Genomic DNA, 18457 nt, shown 5'->3' with positions numbered 1-18457 from the left:
ACGCCGTTGTTGTACGCAAGCGCTGTGCTTGCGGTGTTCGGCGAAGGACGGCGAGGCGGCAGATTTCCTGGCGCAAGCCACCATTTATCGAATGAGGAGTCACCCATATGGATACCAAGCAGGTTCTGACCGTTGGTCTGGCGGTGCTAGGCGCGGCGGCAATGCCGTCGATGGCTGCCCAGGAAAGCATCAAAGGCACGTTCGCCTTGCCCGGCGAGAGTGAAAAGGCCGTGGGAGCGCTGATCGTCAAGGAAACCGGGCCGCTGACACGTGAGTTGTCGATCGCCTTTACCGACAAGGCCACCGGGCAACCGATCGTGCAGTTTGACGAAGAACTGACCCAGCGCCTTCATGTGCTGGCGACCGACAGCCATTTCACCAGCTTTATCCATGAGCATGCGGCCAAGCTGGGCGCTGACGGTCGTTTCAAGGTCGCGATGAAGTTTCCTCGGCCGGGCACCTATTACGTCTATGCCGATGCCGTACCGAGCGGGCTCGGCCAGCAGGTGGTGCGCTTCGAGGTGCCGGTGCAGGGCGCCACCGAGGCGGTGGCCCAGGCGCCGGCCAAACCGGAGCAGGGTAGCGATGGGCCCTACACGGTCAAGTTGGACACTTCGGCCCTGCGTGCCGGCAGCGAAAGCATGATGTCGCTGACGGTGCTCAAGGATGGCAAGCCGGCCCAGGACCTGGACACCTACCTGGGGGTGGCGGCCCATGCGGTGTTCGTCAGTACCGATGAGCTGGACTACGTGCACGCGCATGCCATGGCGGCGCCAATGCCAGGGCAGGCCGCCCACGCCGGGCATGGCGAGCCAGGCGCGGTGTCGGCGCAGTTGATGCTGCATGCCAAACCTGCGCATGCGGGCCCTTACGCCCTGTGGATTCAATTCAAGGGCGGCGACCAGATTCGTACCGTGCCATTTCTTGTGACGGTTCCCGCGGCGTCCTGAAGCCTGTTCACCTCGCCGTTGGTCAGCCATCGGCGGGTGAATCACCAATGGATGCTGGCTGTTTCAACTCTATTAAAAAGAATTGTCCTACAGGTATTGACCTTGCCACTGGAGGAACCTTTAGGCTTTTTTTTCGAGTACGCAAAAAATCATAAAAACAAGGATCAAGGGGTTATCAATGGATACTGCTACCCTGCAACAACGCTCGGACGCCCATCAGTGCAACAACGCTTCGGCGCTGATGGCTGATGCTTTAAAGCCCGGCGCGCAATACGCCCAAGTCACTGGCGCGCTGGACGCGCTGCTCGCCCTGACCCGCCAAGGCCTGTCGGGAGACACCGGCGCCTACGCCCACTACCAGTCAGCACTGCTGCAACTGCACATTCCCGGCGATCCGCGCACCGAGCCGACCCGGCGCTGGATGGCCAGTGAGGTGTACCGCGTCGAAGATGAGTTCGCCGCCGACCTGCCAAGTTTCACCGCGCTGCCGGTGGATGAGTTCCGCAAGCAGGTCGACGCTGAAATCGCCGCTCGCAGCCGGGTCAACCACCCCATGTCGCTGCACCTGTTCCAGGGCACGCCGCCTGCGCAAGACGTGCGTTTCTTCCTGGAACACCACTGGACCCGCTCCTACAACTTCTACAGCCTGTTGGCGGAACTGGCCTTTCGCTTCGAAGCCATCGAGGACGCCTCGGTGTTTTACCGCAACCTCTACGGCGAAGCGGGGGCGGAGACACCTGAGCGCTCGCACCCGGCGATGCTGGCCCACCTCATGGAGTATTTCGATATTCCGTTGGCAATCGATTTCCCGGCACTGCATCCCCTGGAAAAGGCCTACCTGAACAATCGCATTCGTTGTGTGCGCCACACCGATGTGGCCTGGGGACTGGCGCTGCTGTACGCCGTCGAGTCGGTCAGTTGCGTCAACCATCGGCGCATCTATGAGCTGTTGCAGCGCCTCGATGTGCCAGAGGGGCCTAGTGAATTCCACCGCCTGCACGGCACCCAGGATGAGATCGATACCGAGGAAATGTGGGCTCTGATTGCCAAGTTCGCCAGCGATGACGGCTTCCAGCGCACGTTCATGCGTGCGCTCAAGCGTCACTTCGAGATCAACAAGGCCTACTTCGACAGCCTGTGGCAGCAGATGCAGGCACAACGCCTGTCCGCGTGATCCTCCCAGCGACCCCAGAACAAAAAAATGGAGCACATGATGAGCCCACGTAATTTCTCGTTGCCGCAATTGCAGAATATTCACACCGCTGAAGCCCGCCTGTTGGCCGAGGCGCTCAAACCCGATGCGACGTTCAACCGCATCGAAATCGCTGCCAATATGCTGCGCGCCCTGTGTGAATCGGGCCACCAGGGCGATGCTGCGAACGCCGCGCAGTGCCAGCAACTGTTGTACATCCTGTCGCTGAGCGATGACGTTGCGACAGCCTCGACCCGGCGCTGGCTGGCCAATGCCATCTATAGCGTGCAAGAGCGCTTCATGCCGTCTGCGGACCTGGCATCGCCCCTGTCCGAAGCCGGTTTCCAGCAGCGCCTGGAAGAAGAGATCGCCGCGCAGTCGCGGGAAAACCACCCGATGTCGCAGTACATATTTGAAGGCAAGGCCTCCCGTGATCAACTGCAGGTGTTCCTGCATCACCAGTGGTTCCGCACCTTCCGCCTGTACCGCGATGCCGCGGACCTGCTGGTCAACCTGACCGACGTGGACGAGGCGGCCGCGCTTGGCCGTTACCTGTACGGCGAGCTGGGCGAAGAGGACGAGCAGCGCTCCCACCCCCGGCTGTTGGCCAAGCTCCTCGGCGCCGTGGGCTTGTCTGCCGATTTCGAGGCCATCTCGACCATGCCCGAGGAAGTCGCCTACCTGAACAACCGGGCCCGATGCTTTCGCAACCCGGATGTCGGCTGGGGCCTGGCGGTGTTCTACATCACCGAGCTGGTGGTCCCCGGCAATCACGGCAAGCTGTACAACGCCTTGCGCAACGCTGGCCTGAGCCAGGACGACGCGGAGTACTACGAGGTGCATATCAGCCTGGTCCCGCCGCGGGCCAAGCGTGAGTGGGCGCTGATCTCACGGCGTATTCCGGACCTCGCGTTCCAGAATTCATTCCTGACCTCCCTGGCCCAGCATTTCCGGCTCGAGAGGGCTTATTACGACGCTGTCTGGGCACACGTGCAGCGCGTTAAGTAGCCCTCCCTGGACAACGCGAGTACCCAGACATGCCGAGTCATATAACAGAGTCCCGTATCCACGGGGGCGCTTACTCGTCCCCGGAATTTGCCGCGATCTTCTCTGATGCTAATCAGGTGCAGAAGTGGCTCGATGTTGAAACCGCGCTGGCGGCGACCCAGGCGCAGATGGGCATCATCCCCCACGAAGCGGCACGGGAAATCGCCCGGGTGGCCAGTGTGGAGCTGCTCGACCTTGACGCCTTGGGGCGCGAGAGCATGGAAACCGGGCACATCCTGGTGCCGACCATTCGCGCCCTGGAGGCCTTGTGTGCCGATGGCTTGGGTGAGTACGTGCATTACGGCGTGACCACCCAGGACATCCTCGACACCGGGCTTATCTTGCAGGTCCGCGATGCCTGGGGCCTGGTGTTGCAGCGCCTGCGGGGGATTCGTGGGCATTTGCTCACGCTCGCCCTGCGGCACAAGCACACTCCGATGGTCGCCAGGACCCACGGGCAGCAAGCACTGCCCACCACGTTCGGCTACAAGGTCGCGGTGTGGGTCGATGAAATCGATCGACACCTTGAGCGCTTCGATGAGGCCTATGCCCGGGTAATGGTGGGCAACCTGACCGGCGCGGTGGGCACCCTGGCGGCGTTTGGCCCACAGGGGCTTGAGGTGCAGCGCCGGACCCTGGAAAGCCTTGGCCTGGGGGCGCCGTTGAGCAGTTGGCACAGCGCCCGCGACCGGATCCTGGAGGCGGCCTGGCTGCTGGTCCAGGCTTCGGCGACCTTGGGCCGGGTCGCCAATGAGATCTACCACCTGCAGCGCACCGAGATCGATGAAGTACGCGAAGGCCGCCGGGCAGGGCAGGTGGGCAGCAGCACCATGCCCCACAAGCAAAACCCGTCGACGGTGGATCTGATCAGCGCGCTTTCGCGGCTGGTGCGCGCACAGATGCTCGCGCTGACCGATGCGGCGTTCCAACTGCATGAACGCGACGGCACCACGTGGCGCATCGAATGGGCGGCCTTGCCGGAGCTGTTCATCTACGCCGGTGCCTTGCTCGCCCGTATGGAGGGCGTGCTGCTGGCCGGGCTGGATGTGCGCGAAGCGCGCATGCGCAGCAACCTGGATTTGCTGGGCGGGCTGATCCTGTCGGAACGGGTGATGCTCGCGCTGGCGCCTCGCTTGGGCAAGCAGACGGCCCATCACCTGGTCCACGAAATCGCCCAGCAGGCCCAGGGCGCGGGCGCTTCTTTTCGCCAGGCCCTGCTCAACGACAAGCGTCTGCACGGCTGTTTTACCCGCCAAGCGCTCGACGACCTGCTCGACCCGACCACCTACACCGGGCTTGCAGCACAGATGGTCGACCTGGTAGCGAACAAAGCAATACCCCGCTGTTCAAGCGAAGGCCTTGAAGCGGTGATGGCAACCCAAGGAAACCCCGGTCAGCCCCAGTACGCGATGGAGGGTATGTGATGGATTCGCAAACGATGGAAATGGCAGCCCGTGCGTCTTGCACCGCACGTTCGGAACACCTCGGCCTTGGTCATGACGGCGAGCAATGCCGCCACGAACACAGCCACATTCTCGACTCGAAAACCCATGGCTCAGGCTATGCCGGCCCGCAGAGCCGCAAGATTTTCTGCAGTCACTGCCGCTTGCAGCGCTGGCTGGATGTGGAAGCCGCGCTGGCCATGGCCCAGGCCGATGTCAATATCATCCCGCGCGAGGCGGCCCTGGAAATCGAAAAAGCCGCCTTGCTGTCGGGTATCAATGTGCGCCAGCTGGCCGAGGGCGTGGCTGCCACCGGCCATTCGCTGATGCCATTGCTGAGCGCCCTGCAAAAAAACTGCAGCCCGAGTGCCCGTGAATTCGTGCACTACGGCGCCACCACCCAAGACATCCAGGACACCGCCCAGTCCCTGGAAATGCGCGACGTCCTCGACGCGATGGACCTGGCCCTGGAGACCTTGCTGGGCAAACTGTCGACGCTGGCCGATGCGCACCGTGATTCGCTGATGGTCGCCAGGACCCATTCGATCCCTGCGTTGCCGACCACCTTCGGACTCAAGGTCGCCGGCTGGATCGACGAACTGTTGCGCCACCGCCAGCGCCTGGCCGAGGCCCGCCAGCGAGTGCTGGTGGTGCAGCTGTTTGGTGGGGTGGGCACGATGGCAGCGTTTGGTCCGCACGCGATGCCTATGCTTGAGCGCTTCGCGCAGCGCTTGTCGCTGCAAGTGCCCCTGGCGGGATGGCATGTGTCCCGAGACCGTGTCGCAGAGTTCGTCAGCACCTTGGCCATGGTCACGGCATCGCTGGCCCGCGTGGCCGACGAAATCCGCACGCTCAATCGCTGGGAAATCGGTGAAGTTGAAGTGGGCTGGAGCGACCAGCAGATTGGCAGCAGCACCATGCCCCACAAGCGCAACCCCGAAGGCTGCGAGCAGGTCGTGGTCCTGGCGCGGTTGGCCAAGGCCCAGGTCATGCTGGCGCTGGATGCGATGATCCTCGAACACGAGCGCGATTACCGTGGCACACGCCTGGAATGGTGTGCGGTGGCGGACGTTTCGCACTATGCGTTGATGGCACTCTCGATCCTGACCGAGACCATCGACGGGCTGACCGTTAACGTCAAGAAGATGGAATGCACCGCCCAGGCCTATGGCGATGCGATCTGCACCGAAGCCGTGGTGTTCGAAATGGCCCGCAAGCTCGGCAAGAGCAGTGCCTACCAGATCATCTTCGAAGTGTCCCAGGCGAGCCAGCGCGATCACGTGTCGATCCGCACGGCGATCGAGGCCGATGCCCGGGTTGTCGCTGTCATGGATGCAGGCGTCCTGGCGCGGCTGTTCGAGCCCCGAAGCCATCTGGGGATGTCCGAACGCATTGTCGATAACGTGCTGTCCAACGTGACGGCCCGCTGACTATTGCTTACTGAGAAGGCTTGCAATCTTATCAAGGAGAGACAGATGTCAAACGTTATGGAAGTTGATAAAGCCAAGGTCCAGCAGTTTTCCGCACGGATCATGGAGGATTACGGCAACACGCTGCGCGGTGCGATGCTCTACATCGGCGACCAGCTTGGCTTGTTCAAGACACTGGCCGACGGCGAGGCCGTGACCCTGGAGCAACTGGCGCAAAAGAGTGGCTACAACCAACGCTATTTGCGCGAATGGCTGGGCAGCATGGTTACCGGCAATTATGTGACGTACGACGCGCAAACCCGCCGCTACCAGATGCCCGCCGAGTTTGTGCCGGTACTCGCCGACGAAGACTCGCCGTATTTTGCCGGGGGGATCATCCAGCTGAGTGTGCCGTTCGTGAGCATGGCGCCCAAGGTCATCGAAGCCTTTCGCCATGGCGGTGGTTGCGCCGAAGAGGCGTTTCCGCTGGAAACCTGGAAAGGCATGGAACGCATGACCATGCCTTGGTACAAGCACTACCTGGTCCAACACTGGATTCCCTCCCTGGACGGCGTTGAAGAAAAACTCAAGACCGGCGGCAGCGTGCTGGATTTCGGCTGTGGCGCTGGCCTGGCGGCGATCACCATGGCCAAGGCGTACCCCGAGGCCCGTATTGTCGGCTGCGACTTCCACCTGCCTTCCATCGAACTGGCACGGGCCAACGCCAAGGCCGCCGGGGTCGGTGACCGGGTGCAATTTGAAGTGAACGATTCGGATGCCCTGCGAGGCCAGCAATTCGACTTTGTGACCACCTTTGTGGTGATCCACGATGCCACCGATCCCCAGCAGATGCTCAAGGACCTGCGCGCAGCGACGGCCGAAGATGGCACTTACCTGATGGTTGAGCTCAACCTGTCCGATGAGCTTCACGAGAACATGAACCTGTTCGGTCGAGTGATGTACCCGCAGAGCACCCTGTACTGCATGACCTGTTCACTGTCCCACGGCGGGGCAGGGCTGGGGGCGTTCATGGGCGAGAAGCGCGCACGGCAAATGGCGCAAGCCGCCGGGTTCAGCCACTTTCGCAAGGTGCCTTCCGAATGGCCGCCGATGCCGGCGTTGTTTGAACTCAAGCCGTGACCTAGCATGCCCGGGGGCGTGTTGTACACGTTTCCGGGCATGCTCCTGCGACACCTGCGTGGTGGATGGCCCAACTCTGTTATCGTGGCGCCCCTCTGAACGCAAGGAAGCAATCACCCATGCATTTGCGCAAATCCCTGGCAATCGTCCTCCTGGCATCGGTTGGCAATCTGGCGGTAGCCGCGGAAAACAACAACCCGTTCCAGGGGGCGCTTATGCTCACCTCGGTAGCGCCCTTCGTGATTACCTCGGGTGCCACCGCAGGAACTTCATACATTCCAGAGCTTTTCAAATCATCCAAAAGCGATGCCCTGGCGTTCATCGGCTCCGATGGCGAGATCCGTGGAGCACAGTTCGAGCAGGCGTGCAGGTTTTACCGCTCGACCTACACGCCACCGCTGATGTCCGACGCACAACTGGCCCTGGCGATCGCAGCTTCACCGCTATAGGCGCTCTAGTGCTGGTTGTTCACGCCGCTCAACGGAACGTATGATCGCTGAGCCAGCCGTCCTTTGTTAGGGCTGCGCCGACTCACACCCATTGAAGGACATGGGCATGGAAAAGCACTTCGGTAGTTCCAGGCCTGTTCAAGGCTGCTTCGTATCACTGCAACAACTCCCTGGTGAGCGGCATCGCGCGCTGGGAGCTGAAAAACATTGCGCTGAATACGAAGGAGTTTTTGATATGTCCAAAGAACTACTCGGAGTTTTTGCTCTAGGGTTGATGGTGATCGGTGAGTTTTGTGCAATCTACAGCGAGGTAGTCACCGCCAGGCTGGCCCATGCCGGCGACGGTTCACCCAGCTTTCAGCCAAACCCTACAGACAAAGAAAAGCCCGCGATGGGGAGTGCGGGCTTAAAGGGTTTCACTAGGAGCTGGGACCACCCTAGGCGCCCGACTGTGAAAGGGATGTGAAAGCGCTAGGCGATCAGCGCTGTGTCGATAAGCGATAAACCGCCACTGGCCACTGCACCAGGGATTTACCCTTGTTGAACAGCGCTACCCGGTCCATCTGTGGGGTGGGTAGCCACAACGTCCCATCCTTGTCCAGGAAGGGGGCATCAACCCAATGCAGGCGCTCGTCCACGATCAGGGTGTCGATCTGTCCGTCAGGTCGGCGTACCCGCATGGCGTCGTGGGCCAGGTCGGAAAAGTACAGGTTGCCCTGTGCATCCATGACCGACCCGCCGGTTGCCGGGATGTCGGCAAAGAACTCCACCCGTGCGGCCAGTTGTTCCGGGGGCAGGGCCTGGTTTGCAAGGTCGTTGATCCGCACCTTGAACCAAGGGCCTTGCAGCGCGCCGTAATACAGCCAGACGCCGTTAATGCTGACTTCCAGCGGGTCGGCGTTGACGCGCAGGGGTTGGCCGTCGGGGGCCTTGACTACCTGGTTGCTGAGGATCAAGTCCCGTTCAGGCCGGGCGACCACTGAGGCGTGTTGGTCCAGCACGCGCCTGGCCGCGCCGGTCTCCAGGTCGACGACAATAATGCCGGCATTGCCCGCATCGGTGAGGAAGGCCTTACCGGCGCTGAAGCGGACGTCATCCACGTAGCTGCCGGCCATGGCGATATCCGGCCCGAAGAAGTAGGTGCGAACCACCTGGTTGGTACGCAGGTCGATACACACCAGTTTCGCACCCTGGCTGACGGGGTTGCCGCCGAACTCGGGCGAGCCGGTGTCCACGACCCACAGTTTGTCGCCTTCCAGGCGCAGGGCATTGATGTTCACGAAGACGTTGGCAGCATCCCGCCCTGGTGCCCAGCTGTTCCAGGCACCGCTTGGATAGGCAGCGCGCTGGCCATTTTGGTCGATTGCCGTCAGTTGTGGCCCCTGGGTCCCGGTCCAGCGTGGCCCAGAGAGAAACGTGCGGCCGCTGTAGTGCGCTACGGCGTTCCAGATCTGCCCGGAGCTTTGGACCGCAACGTCCAGCTCGGGCTGTTTGACGGTGGCGCACCCGGCAAGCAGTGCCAGCATGGCGGCGCCCAGCAGCAAGCGGGTCATGAGCGAGCGCCCCCTGCGCGGGCACAGGTATCCCACAACTCGGTGAGACGTTGATGGAGGGTGTGCATGAACTGGCTGACGGTGGCTTTGGACATGATGATTCTCCTGCATCCGGTGAAGTGACCTAACGAGGAGATAGCTTGATTGTTGGTGTTTAGCTGAAAAAGCCCAGGTTCCACGGATTCAGTTTCTTCAAAATATTGATAATCCGCGCCCAAGCAGCTCAACACGCAACGTTCGTTGCGCAATGTTTCTCCGGATGAGAAACTGGCCTAATTGTGAACAGTTATCATCCACTACCTAAACCATCTTCTTCCGCACGCATCCTGGTCATCGAGGATGACGTCGAACTGTGCGCCCACCTTTGTAGCCATCTGAGCCGGCGCGGCTTCATGTTGAGCAGTGCTCATCGTGGCGATGAAGGCTTGAGTTTGGCCCTGGATCCAGCGGTCGAGCTGGTCCTGCTGGATATCATGCTGCCCAACGAAAACGGCCTGAAAGTACTGGCGCGCTTGCGCAGCGAGCGGGGTACGCCGGTGATTCTGATGTCGGCACTGGGCGCCGAGCAGGATCGCATCACCGGTTTCAGCCAGGGCGCGGACGACTACCTGCCCAAGCCTTTCAGCCTCGCCGAACTGGATGTGCGTATCGACGCGTTGCTGCGGCGTGTGGCACTTGATCGCGGCGCACCCGCCAGCAGGCCGCCATTGCTGGACCTGGATGCAGGCGCCCGGGATCTCATGTTCAACGGCTGCCCGGCAGGCCTGACCGGTTCGGAGTTCCGCTTGCTGTGCACCTTGCATGAACACGCCGGCGAACCCCTGTCCAAGGCGTTCCTGTACCAGCATGTGTTGCACCGCGCCTATACCCGGCTGGATCGCGGCCTGGATGTGCATGTGTGCAATGTGCGGCGCAAGCTCGCGGCGATCAACCTGCAAGGGGTGCGCATCGAAGCGGTGCGGCATCAGGGGTATGTGTTGCTGTGCGAAGGCTTGAGCTGATGCAGCGCCGGCACCCACTGCTGTGGAAAATGGCACTGCTGCAAGTGTGTTTCTGCCTGCTGCTGGTGTGGTTGGTGTGGGGCTGGGGCTTGCAGGTCGAGCGCAGTACTTACTTTCTTGAACAACCCGACCGCGATGCCCTGAGTGCCTACGCCGCCCAGGCCGAAGAGGTGGCCGCCACCGGCGATGCCCGGGCCGTGGAGCAATGGCGACTCGCCCTGCAACAGCGCGAGCAGACCTGGGTCGGTGTGCTCGATCCGTTCCTGCAAAGCCTCGGCACCCAACCGCTGACGGCGGCCGAAGTCAGTCACCTGACCTTTATGCGCAAGCCCAGTTGGCCCATGAGCAAGCGTCTGGAGGATGAACTGCCCTATGTCAGCATCGCCTTCCCCCAGCACCCGGAGCGCGGCCGTTTGGTCATGCAGTTGCCCGAGCGCTTGCTGCCACCGGGGCTCACGCCTTGGACGCACCTGTTTACCCACGGCGTGGTGCCGGTGGTGTTGGCCTTGGGCCTGGGGCTGTTGCTGTATCGCCACCTGGTGTTGCCATTGAACGAATTGCGCGAGCGCGCGAACGCCCTGAGTGCCGGTGACCTGGCGCCGCTGGCCAGCAGTTCGGTGACCCGACGCGGCGATGAGCTGGGTGAGTTGGCGCGAGCCTACGAGCACATGGCCGAACGCCTGCGCCAGAGCCTGCAGCAGCAACGCCAACTGCTGCGCACCCTGTCCCATGAAATCCGCACGCCCTTGGCCCGTTTGAAAATCGCCAGCGAAAGCGGCCTGGCGCGCCAGCAGTTGGAGCAACGGCTGGCGCGGGAAGTCGAGGAGATGCGGCGCCTGGTGGATGACTCCCTCAACCTGGCCTGGCTGGATACCGAAAAGCCCCGGTTGCAGTCTGAGGACGTGCGGGTGGCCTCGGTGTGGGAAGCGCTGGTGCAGGACGCGCATTTCGAAACGGACTGGCCATTGCAGGCGCTGGTGTGCGAAGTCGACGGTGATTGTGAAATCAGGGTCCATCTCAACAGTTTCGCCCAGGCCCTGGAAAACGTCTTGCGCAACGCGATCCGCCATTCACCTCCAGGGGGTGTCATCCGCTTGAGCGGCGAGCGTGAAGGGGATACGTGGCTGTTGACCGTCGAGGACCAGGGCCCCGGCGTCGATGAAGCCGATCTGGAGCGGATTTTTGAACCCTACCTGCGCCTGGACGGGGCACCCGGCACTGGTTTTGGCCTGGGCTTGAGCATTGCCCGCCGCGCCCTCCAGTTGCAGGGCGGGCAGTTATGGGCCAGCCACGGCACGCAGGGTTTGCGCATGAACCTGCGGGTGGCGGCGGCAAATGTTTAGAAAGTTAATGTTCTTTACTCGCAATTGCATCTGATTATCATCTGCGATCTTTGCTGGCCTACCGCTATCGGTGGGCTTGACGTTTCGGAGATACCTCATGCACCGCCTGCCGCCCCTGTCCCTGCTTGCCCTGAGTATTTGCAGCCTGCTGCCCGCCAGCGGCTTTGCTGCCGAGCCCGAGACCCCTGCGCGTCTTGAACTGCAAACCCAGACCGTCCTGGGCACGGCGCAGGAAGAGATCAAGCAGGCGCCCGGTGTGTCGATCATCACCGCCGAAGACATCAAGAAGCGCCCACCGGCCAACGACCTGTCGGACATCATCCGCACCATGCCCGGCGTCAACCTCACGGGCAATTCCAGCAGCGGCCAGCGAGGCAACAACCGGCAGATCGATATCCGTGGCATGGGCCCGGAAAACACCCTGATCCTCATCGATGGCAAGCCGGTGGGCAGCCGCAACTCCGTGCGCTATGGCTGGCGCGGCGAGCGTGACAGCCGTGGCGACAGCAACTGGGTGCCCGCCGACCAGGTCGAGCGTATCGAGGTCATCCGTGGCCCGGCTGCCGCCCGTTACGGTAACGGCGCCGCCGGTGGCGTGGTGAACATCATCACCCAGCAACCCGGCACCGAGACCCACGGCTCGGCGACGATCTATCACAACTTCGCCCAGCACAGCGCCGAAGGCGAGACCGAGCGCATGAACTTCGGCCTGAACGGCCCGCTCACCGACACCCTCAGCTACCGGGTGTACGGCAATGTGGCGAAAACCAATGCCGACGACGCCGATATCAACAGCGGCCATGAATCCAGACGCACCGGGAACCAGATCGGCACCTTGCCTGCGGGGCGCGAAGGGGTGCGCAACAAGGACATCAACGGCCTGTTGAGCTGGAAGATCACGCCCGAACAAACCCTCGACCTGGAAGCCGGTTTCAGCCGCCAGGGCAACATTTATACCGGCGATACGCAGAACACCAACAGCAACGCCAACGTGAAAAAACTGCTCGGCCACGAGACCAATGTGCTGTACCGCGAGACCTACGCCGTGACCCATCGCGGCGACTGGGAGCTGGGCACCAGCCTGGCCTACCTGCAATACGAAAAGACCCGCAACAGCCGGATCAGCGAGGGCCTGGCGGGCGGTACCGAAGGGATCTTCTCCAGCAGCAATTTCAACACCACGGTGTTGCGCGACCTGACCGCCCATGGCGAAGTCAGTCTGCCGTTGCATGCCGGGGTGGACCAGGTGCTGACCGTGGGCACCGAGTGGGTCGAGCAGCAACTCGATGACCCAAGTTCCAACGGGCAAACCACCACTGCCGGCGGCAACGTCGCCGGGCTTGCCGGGACCAACCGCAGCAGCTCGTCCTCGGCGCGGATCTTCTCGGTATTTGTCGAGGACAATATCGAACTGCGCCCCGGCACACGCCTGACCCCCGGCCTGCGCCTGGATCACCACGACATCGTGGGCGACAACTGGAGCCCGTCGCTGAACCTGTCTCAGGTGCTCACCGACACCCTGACCCTGAAAGCCGGGATCGCCCGCTCCTACAAGGCGCCCAACCTCTACCAGCTCAACCCCAACTACCTGCTGTACAGCAACGGCCAGGGTTGCTACGGGCAGACCACCAGTTGCTACCTGCAAGGCAACGCCGAGCTGGACGCCGAAACCAGCGTCAACAAGGAGCTGGGGATCGAGTACCGCAATGACGGGGTCGTGGCCGGCCTGACGTACTTTCGTAATGACTACAAAAACAAAATCGAGTCGGGCCTGACCCCGGTCGGCAACGCCAGCGGCGGCACCGGCAGCACGGCCAACGCCAGCATCTTCCGCTGGGAGAACGTGCCCAAGGCTCTGGTCGAAGGGCTGGAAGGCACCCTGGCCCTGCCGCTGACCGAGCAGCTGAACTGGACCAACAACTTCACCTACATGCTGCAATCGAAAAACAAGCAGACCGGCGATGTGCTGTCCGTCGCGCCCAAGTACACCCTGAACTCGATGCTCGACTGGCAGGCCACAGATGACCTGTCCTTGCAAATGAGCGTGGCCTGGTACGGCAAGCAAACCCCGAAAAAATACGATTACCACGGCAACCGCGTGACGGGTTCGGGCAATAACCAGCTGTCGCCCTATGCCATCGCCGGCGTCAGCGGAACGTACGCTTTGAGCAAGAACCTGAGCCTGACGGCCGGCGTCGATAACCTGTTCGACAAACGCCTGTGGCGTGAAGGCAACGCCCAGGGCGTGGCCAATATCGAAGGGGCGGGGGCTGCGACCTATAACCAGTCCGGCCGTACCTTGTACACCAGCCTGACGGCATCCTTCTGATGGGGCGCTTAATCAGCCTGGCGCTGCTGTTGATCGCCCAGGCCGCCGTCGCCCGGCCTGCGCCGGACCAGTTGATGGATGCGAAGGTGTTGCGCGAAGCCAGCGCCTATAGCTTCAGCACCCTGGAGCTGGATTCGGCCGATGGCGCGCGCCATTACCGGATCTGGCTGGGGCAGCCGCCTGCCGTGAGTGCGGCCACCCCGGTGGCGTACTTGCTCGATGGCAACGCCGCGATAGCCGCGCTGGACCACCAGGGCCTGGAGCAACTGGCGCACAGTGTGGCGCCGCCGGTGCTGGTTGCCGTGGGCTATGCCACGCCACTGCGGATCGAGCGCACGGCGCGCACCTTTGACTACACGCCAAGCGTCGGCAGCGCCGTGGAACAACGGGACCCGTTGACTGCGGTGCCCAGTGGCGGTGCGGATGTGTTTCTTGACTTGCTCACGCAGAACATTCGCCCGCTGGTCAATCAGCGCCTGGGCATCACCCCGCAGCGGCAATTGCTGTGGGGCCACTCCTACGGTGGTTTGCTGGTGCTGCATGCGTTGATGACACGCCCGCATGCCTTTGATGACTACGCGGCGGCGAGCCCTTCGTTGTGGTGGAACCGAGGGGTGGTGACGGCAGAGGCCCACGGCCTGGCGCAACGCCTGCGGGGCAGCCAGCCCCGCTTGCTGCTGATGCGTGGCGACCAGGAACCGGCCAGCCCGGCCGCCGCGGCGCCGGCCAAAGAGGCCAGTGACACGGCATTCAAGGCGCTGCTGGGCACACTGCATCAGGTGGATGGGCTACAGGTGCGCCACCTGACCTTTGCCGGGTTGGGGCATGGGCTGATGTTGCCGGCGTCCTTGCGCTATACCCTGCAGATGCTCAGCCAGGGGCGTTAGCCTCGCCAGGTTGGCACGCCCGCGTCAGCAAGTGGCCGGGCACGACCTGCTTGCACAAACCTTGCGCGCTTTAAGGTTGGGAGTCGTGGTGATGAGGTCTGCAGGCATGTCCTGGGCGCGGCCCTTGCACGGTTGATTGCAAGGCGTTCTGTTTCTGGATGTTGAAATGTGCAGTTTCTCCAGGAGTTGGCAAAACCCTTGGGGTAGCCTTGTTTCCTACAGATAACAAGGAGTCGTCATGCAGCGAAAAACCCTCAACCCTCCGACCGTCTTCAACTCCCTGCAATACGGTTTCAGCCAGGCCATGGAAGTGCGCGATGGTCGGCGGATTCTGCTGTCCGGCCAGGTGGGCGTGGACGCTGACGAGCGCACAGTCGGCCCTGGCATCGCCGAACAGACCGCGACCGCCCTGGACAATATCGAAAAAGTCCTGGCGGCGGCCGAGGGCGATCTGTCCCATGTGATCATGCTGCGCCTGTATATCGTCGAGTCCGCCCGCGATCAGCAGGAGCCTATCGCTGCCGCGTTGCGCGAGCGGTTTCCCGAAAACCCGCCGCCCTCGTCGTGGATCATCGTCAGCGGCTTGTCGCTGCCTGAATGGTTGATCGAGATCGAGGCGGAGGCGCTGATCCCACAGTGATCAGTAACGCATCATCACCGACTTGAGCTCGGTGTAGTCCTCGATAAAGGCGCTGCCGAACTCCCGGCCAATCCCCGAGGACTTGTTGCCACCGAACGGCACGGCGGGGTCGAGCAGGGTGTGCATGTTCACCCACACCGTGCCGGCGTTGATCGCCGGGACCATGCGCAGGGCCTTGCCCAGGTCGTTGGTCCACAGGCTGGCGCTGAGGCCGCTGGCGGTGTGGTTCATCAGCGCCAGCAACTCGTCCTCGTCGTCGTAGGGCAGGAACGTGGCGATGGGGCCGAAGGTTTCTTCGGTAAGCAGCGTGTCGTTGATGCTGTTGGCGAGAATGATCGTGGGTTGCACATAGCAACCGGGCCGCTCCATCGGTTGGCCGCCGTGGATGATCGTGTTGTTTTCGGCGCGGGCGGTGGCAAAAAAACCTTCCAGCTTCAATTGGTGCTGGCGATGGGTAACCGGGCCAAACTCGGTGCGCTCATCCAGTGGCGAGCCGATATTCAGGCGGCTCAAACGCTGGGCCAGGGCTTCCATGACCGGGTTGATCTGCGAGCGGTGGACGAAAAACCGCTCGGCCGCCGCGCAGATTTGCCCCGAGTGCAGGAAACCCGCTTCGATAATGCCGTTGACGGCGGTTTCCAGCTTCACATCGCGCAGGAACGCCGCCGCGTTCTTGCCACCCAACTCCAGGGTCGCGCGCGTCAGGCCGGCGCCCATGGCCGCGCGGCCGACCGCAATGCCGGTGGGCACCGAGCCGGTGAACGACACCTTGTCAGTGCCTGGGTGTTCGATCAGCCCCTTGCCCACCTGGCCGCCGCCGGTCAGCACGTTCAGTACCCCAGCGGGCAGGCCGGCTTGCACCGCCAGTTCGGCAATGCGCAGCAGGGTCAGCGGCGTGAATTCGCTGGGCTTGATGATGATGCTGCAACCGGTCACCAGGGCCGAGGCGAGTTTCCAGATGGCGATCATGGTCGAGAAATTCCACGGCACGATGCCCACCACCACGCCCACCGGTTCGCGCAGGGTGAAGGCGCTGTAGCGCTCGCCGGCAAACGAGGGCAGTGACGGGGTGAGGGTCTGGCCGCTGATCTTGGTTGCCCAGCCCGCGTAATAACGCAAAAAATGCGCGGCCTGGTCCACTTCAAAGGCGCGGGAAATCTGGATGATCTTGCCTGACTGGCAGGTCTCGATCTGCGCCAGTTCCTCGCGGTTGCGCTCCAGCAGGTCGGCGAGTTTGAGCAGCACATTGCCACGGACCGCCGGAGCGGTCTGCGACCACTGTTTGAAGCCGCGCCGCGCCGAGGCCACGGCCCGCTCGATATCACTGGCTTGCGCATCGGCGACCGTGGCGATGGCCTGGCCGGTGGCTGGGTTGATCACCTCCAGGGTCTGGCTGGACTGGCTGGGGACGTAGCCACCGTCGATAAACAGGCCGTGGTCTCGACGCAAGAAGGCTTCGACGGCGGGCAGCAGCGCGATATCGCTCATGGGGGTGTTCCTGATCAGAAAGGAAAACCCGAGGCTAACCAACGCGGGTAGCTAGAGCTTGACTGTGCCTGCCGGGACGTATGTCTGTGGCTGCCATGCCCCTGTAGGAGCGGGCTTGCCCGCGATGGCTGAGTGTCAGTCGATACATTCGGCGGATGAACTACCGCTATCGCGGGCAAGCCCGCTCCTACAGGGGAAGTGCGGTGGTTCAGGGGCAACCCAGGTCTTAGAACGGCACCGCCACCACCAACTGGCTATAGACGTTGGTGCCGTTGCCACCGACCTGGTTGCCGCCGGTGTCCTGGTCCTTGTCCGGTTGGTACAGGCCAATCAATGGCGTGATGATCAGGTGCTCGTTCACCGCCCATTCGGCATACAGGTCCAGCTCGCGGCCATCGAGGTCGAGCATGTTGCGCTTGCTGACGGTCTGGTAGTCGAAGAACAGCGCGCCGAGGGTCAGGTTGTCCAGCGGCTTGACCTTGAGCGCCACGTGCTGCACCGAGGTGTTGCTGTTGTAGGGCCCGGAGTAGTTGCCCGCCACTTCGCCCTGGACCCAGGTGCCAAACCCTCGATTGAAGCCAGCGAACAGCGCGTCCCAGTTTTTCGAGTAGCGCGCATAACGGTAGGTCAGGTCCGGCGACCAGGGCAGGTCGGCGAAGGTGTAGCCGGCCTCGGCGTACCAGGCTTTTTCCGGGCCGGGGTCCTTGTCTTGCCAGGCGTACTCGAACGAGAAGTGCGCGTTGTCGATCCCGGCGTTGCCGGTGCCGCGCAGGCTGTAGAGATTCATGCCCTTGCGTTGCTTTTGCAGGTCGTTGGCAAAGCGCTCATCCACATCGATGCCATGCAGGTAGGTCAGGCCCAGGGTGCCTGGCGCAGCGCTGTACTCCAGGGTGCCGATAGCCATTTCGGTCAGGGCCTGGGCGCGGTTGTCGGACTCGATCCACATCAGGCTGCCATGCAGGCCGTCCTTGCCGCCCAGGCGTACCACGGTTGCCTTGTCGAAGGCATGCCGGGCCGCGATGTAATAGGCACCGCCACGGTCGAACTGACCGTCGGCCACGCCATTGCCCAGGTTCGGGCCGTCGTCGTTGATGATAAAGCCGTCGCCCACGGTAATGATCTGGCGCCCGTACGACAGGTCCAGGCCATCCTTGCCCAGTGCTGGCAACAGGTCCCCGGAGCGCCAGCCGGCAAAGGCTTCCTCGAACTTGGTGGTGCGCTCGCTGCCGTCGGTCACGCGGGAGGCATCGCCATCGCCCCAGGTGCCGGAGCTCACCAGGTTGGCGGTGCCGTACACACTGCCCAGGCCAGCCAGGGTCTGGTCGATGCTCAAGCCGTACTTGATGAAGCCTTCACGCCAGGTCGAACCGCCCTGGCTGCCTTCGTAGTTCTTGCGGCTATTGAACATGCCGTAAACGGCCAGGAAGTTGCCGGTGACGGTGGTGTCGTCGTCGGCATACAGTTCAATCGCCTGGGCCGCCGGTTGGCCGATCAACAGCGCAAGACCCAGGCCGACAGCCGGGCGCAGGTGGCGGGTTTTTAGTGTGTGCTCCATTGTTATAGTCCCCAAGAGTTAAGTTGAGGGCG

General features: G+C 62.6%; 16 protein-coding genes. 13 read left to right on the top strand and 3 right to left on the bottom strand.

The genetic code is table 11. From position 1 onward, the window contains the following. Positions 1-107: 107 nt before the first annotated feature. From AC19YY_RS14130 to AC19YY_RS14095, 8 genes are all read left to right on the top strand, one after another. Entirely contained in the window at positions 108-950 is an 843-nt protein-coding gene (locus AC19YY_RS14130; protein WP_169956060.1) for a DUF8832 domain-containing protein, read from the top strand. Positions 951-1128: 178 nt separating this feature from the next. After that, positions 1129-2124 (top strand): HOASN domain-containing protein, encoded by a 996-nt coding sequence (locus AC19YY_RS14125; protein WP_169956062.1) that lies wholly within the window; start codon positions 1129-1131, stop codon positions 2122-2124. A 39-nt stretch (positions 2125-2163) separates the two neighbouring features. After that, a complete protein-coding gene (locus AC19YY_RS14120) occupies positions 2164-3150 on the top strand; it encodes an HOASN domain-containing protein (protein ID WP_169956064.1) in 987 nt (328 codons plus the stop codon). A 29-nt stretch (positions 3151-3179) separates the two neighbouring features. Then, complete coding sequence (purB, locus tag AC19YY_RS14115) at positions 3180-4613, top strand: adenylosuccinate lyase (protein WP_170043471.1); 1434 nt, start codon at positions 3180-3182, stop codon at positions 4611-4613. Next, a complete protein-coding gene (locus tag AC19YY_RS14110; RefSeq protein WP_169956068.1) occupies positions 4613-6061 on the top strand; it encodes a class-II fumarase/aspartase family protein in 1449 nt (482 codons plus the stop codon). Before purB ends, AC19YY_RS14110 begins: the two co-directional genes overlap by 1 nt. A gap of 45 nt (positions 6062-6106) precedes the next feature. Further along, positions 6107-7180 carry a class I SAM-dependent methyltransferase gene (locus AC19YY_RS14105; RefSeq protein WP_169956070.1) on the top strand — a complete coding sequence of 358 codons (1074 nt, stop codon included), beginning with the start codon at positions 6107-6109 and terminating at the stop codon, positions 7178-7180. A 119-nt stretch (positions 7181-7299) separates the two neighbouring features. Next, positions 7300-7629 (top strand): DUF2388 domain-containing protein, encoded by a 330-nt coding sequence (locus tag AC19YY_RS14100; protein ID WP_169956072.1) that lies wholly within the window; start codon positions 7300-7302, stop codon positions 7627-7629. Positions 7630-7735: 106 nt separating this feature from the next. Further along, complete coding sequence (locus AC19YY_RS14095) at positions 7736-8095, top strand: hypothetical protein (protein WP_492634739.1); 360 nt, start codon at positions 7736-7738, stop codon at positions 8093-8095. A gap of 13 nt (positions 8096-8108) precedes the next feature. Here the strand turns inward: AC19YY_RS14095 and AC19YY_RS14090 are convergent, their stop codons facing one another. After that, entirely contained in the window at positions 8109-9182 is a 1074-nt protein-coding gene (locus AC19YY_RS14090) for an L-dopachrome tautomerase-related protein (protein WP_500604387.1), read from the bottom strand. Positions 9183-9457: 275 nt separating this feature from the next. Here AC19YY_RS14090 and AC19YY_RS14085 point away from each other — a divergent pair, with 275 nt between their 5' ends. The 5 genes from AC19YY_RS14085 (at position 9458) to AC19YY_RS14065 (ending at position 15382) form a co-directional block, all read left to right on the top strand. Then, complete coding sequence (locus AC19YY_RS14085) at positions 9458-10183, top strand: response regulator transcription factor (RefSeq protein WP_500604469.1); 726 nt, start codon at positions 9458-9460, stop codon at positions 10181-10183. Further along, positions 10183-11526, top strand: coding sequence for a HAMP domain-containing sensor histidine kinase (locus tag AC19YY_RS14080; protein WP_500604386.1), 1344 nt, complete (start codon positions 10183-10185; stop codon positions 11524-11526). Before AC19YY_RS14085 ends, AC19YY_RS14080 begins: the two co-directional genes overlap by 1 nt. Positions 11527-11623: 97 nt before the next feature. Continuing rightward, positions 11624-13855, top strand: coding sequence for a TonB-dependent siderophore receptor (locus AC19YY_RS14075; protein WP_169956080.1), 2232 nt, complete (start codon positions 11624-11626; stop codon positions 13853-13855). Then, positions 13855-14742 carry an alpha/beta hydrolase gene (locus AC19YY_RS14070; protein ID WP_492634371.1) on the top strand — a complete coding sequence of 296 codons (888 nt, stop codon included), beginning with the start codon at positions 13855-13857 and terminating at the stop codon, positions 14740-14742. Before AC19YY_RS14075 ends, AC19YY_RS14070 begins: the two co-directional genes overlap by 1 nt. A gap of 238 nt (positions 14743-14980) precedes the next feature. Further along, on the top strand, positions 14981-15382 hold the full coding sequence (locus tag AC19YY_RS14065) for a RidA family protein (protein WP_169956084.1): 402 nt from the start codon (positions 14981-14983) through the stop codon (positions 15380-15382). On the opposite strand, the gene AC19YY_RS14060 is transcribed toward AC19YY_RS14065, so the two are convergent. Beyond that, complete coding sequence (locus tag AC19YY_RS14060) at positions 15383-16870, bottom strand: aldehyde dehydrogenase family protein (protein ID WP_500604385.1); 1488 nt, start codon at positions 16868-16870, stop codon at positions 15383-15385. It abuts the gene before it with no gap. Positions 16871-17096: 226 nt separating this feature from the next. After that, positions 17097-18425 (bottom strand): alginate export family protein, encoded by a 1329-nt coding sequence (locus AC19YY_RS14055; protein WP_500604384.1) that lies wholly within the window; start codon positions 18423-18425, stop codon positions 17097-17099. Between the last annotated feature and the right edge of the window lie 32 nt (positions 18426-18457).

The sequence above is a fragment of the Pseudomonas sp. MF09156 genome, from assembly GCF_059862305.1.
Note: the sequence above shows the minus strand (reverse complement) of the source record. Positions and strands in the feature narration are given on the sequence as shown.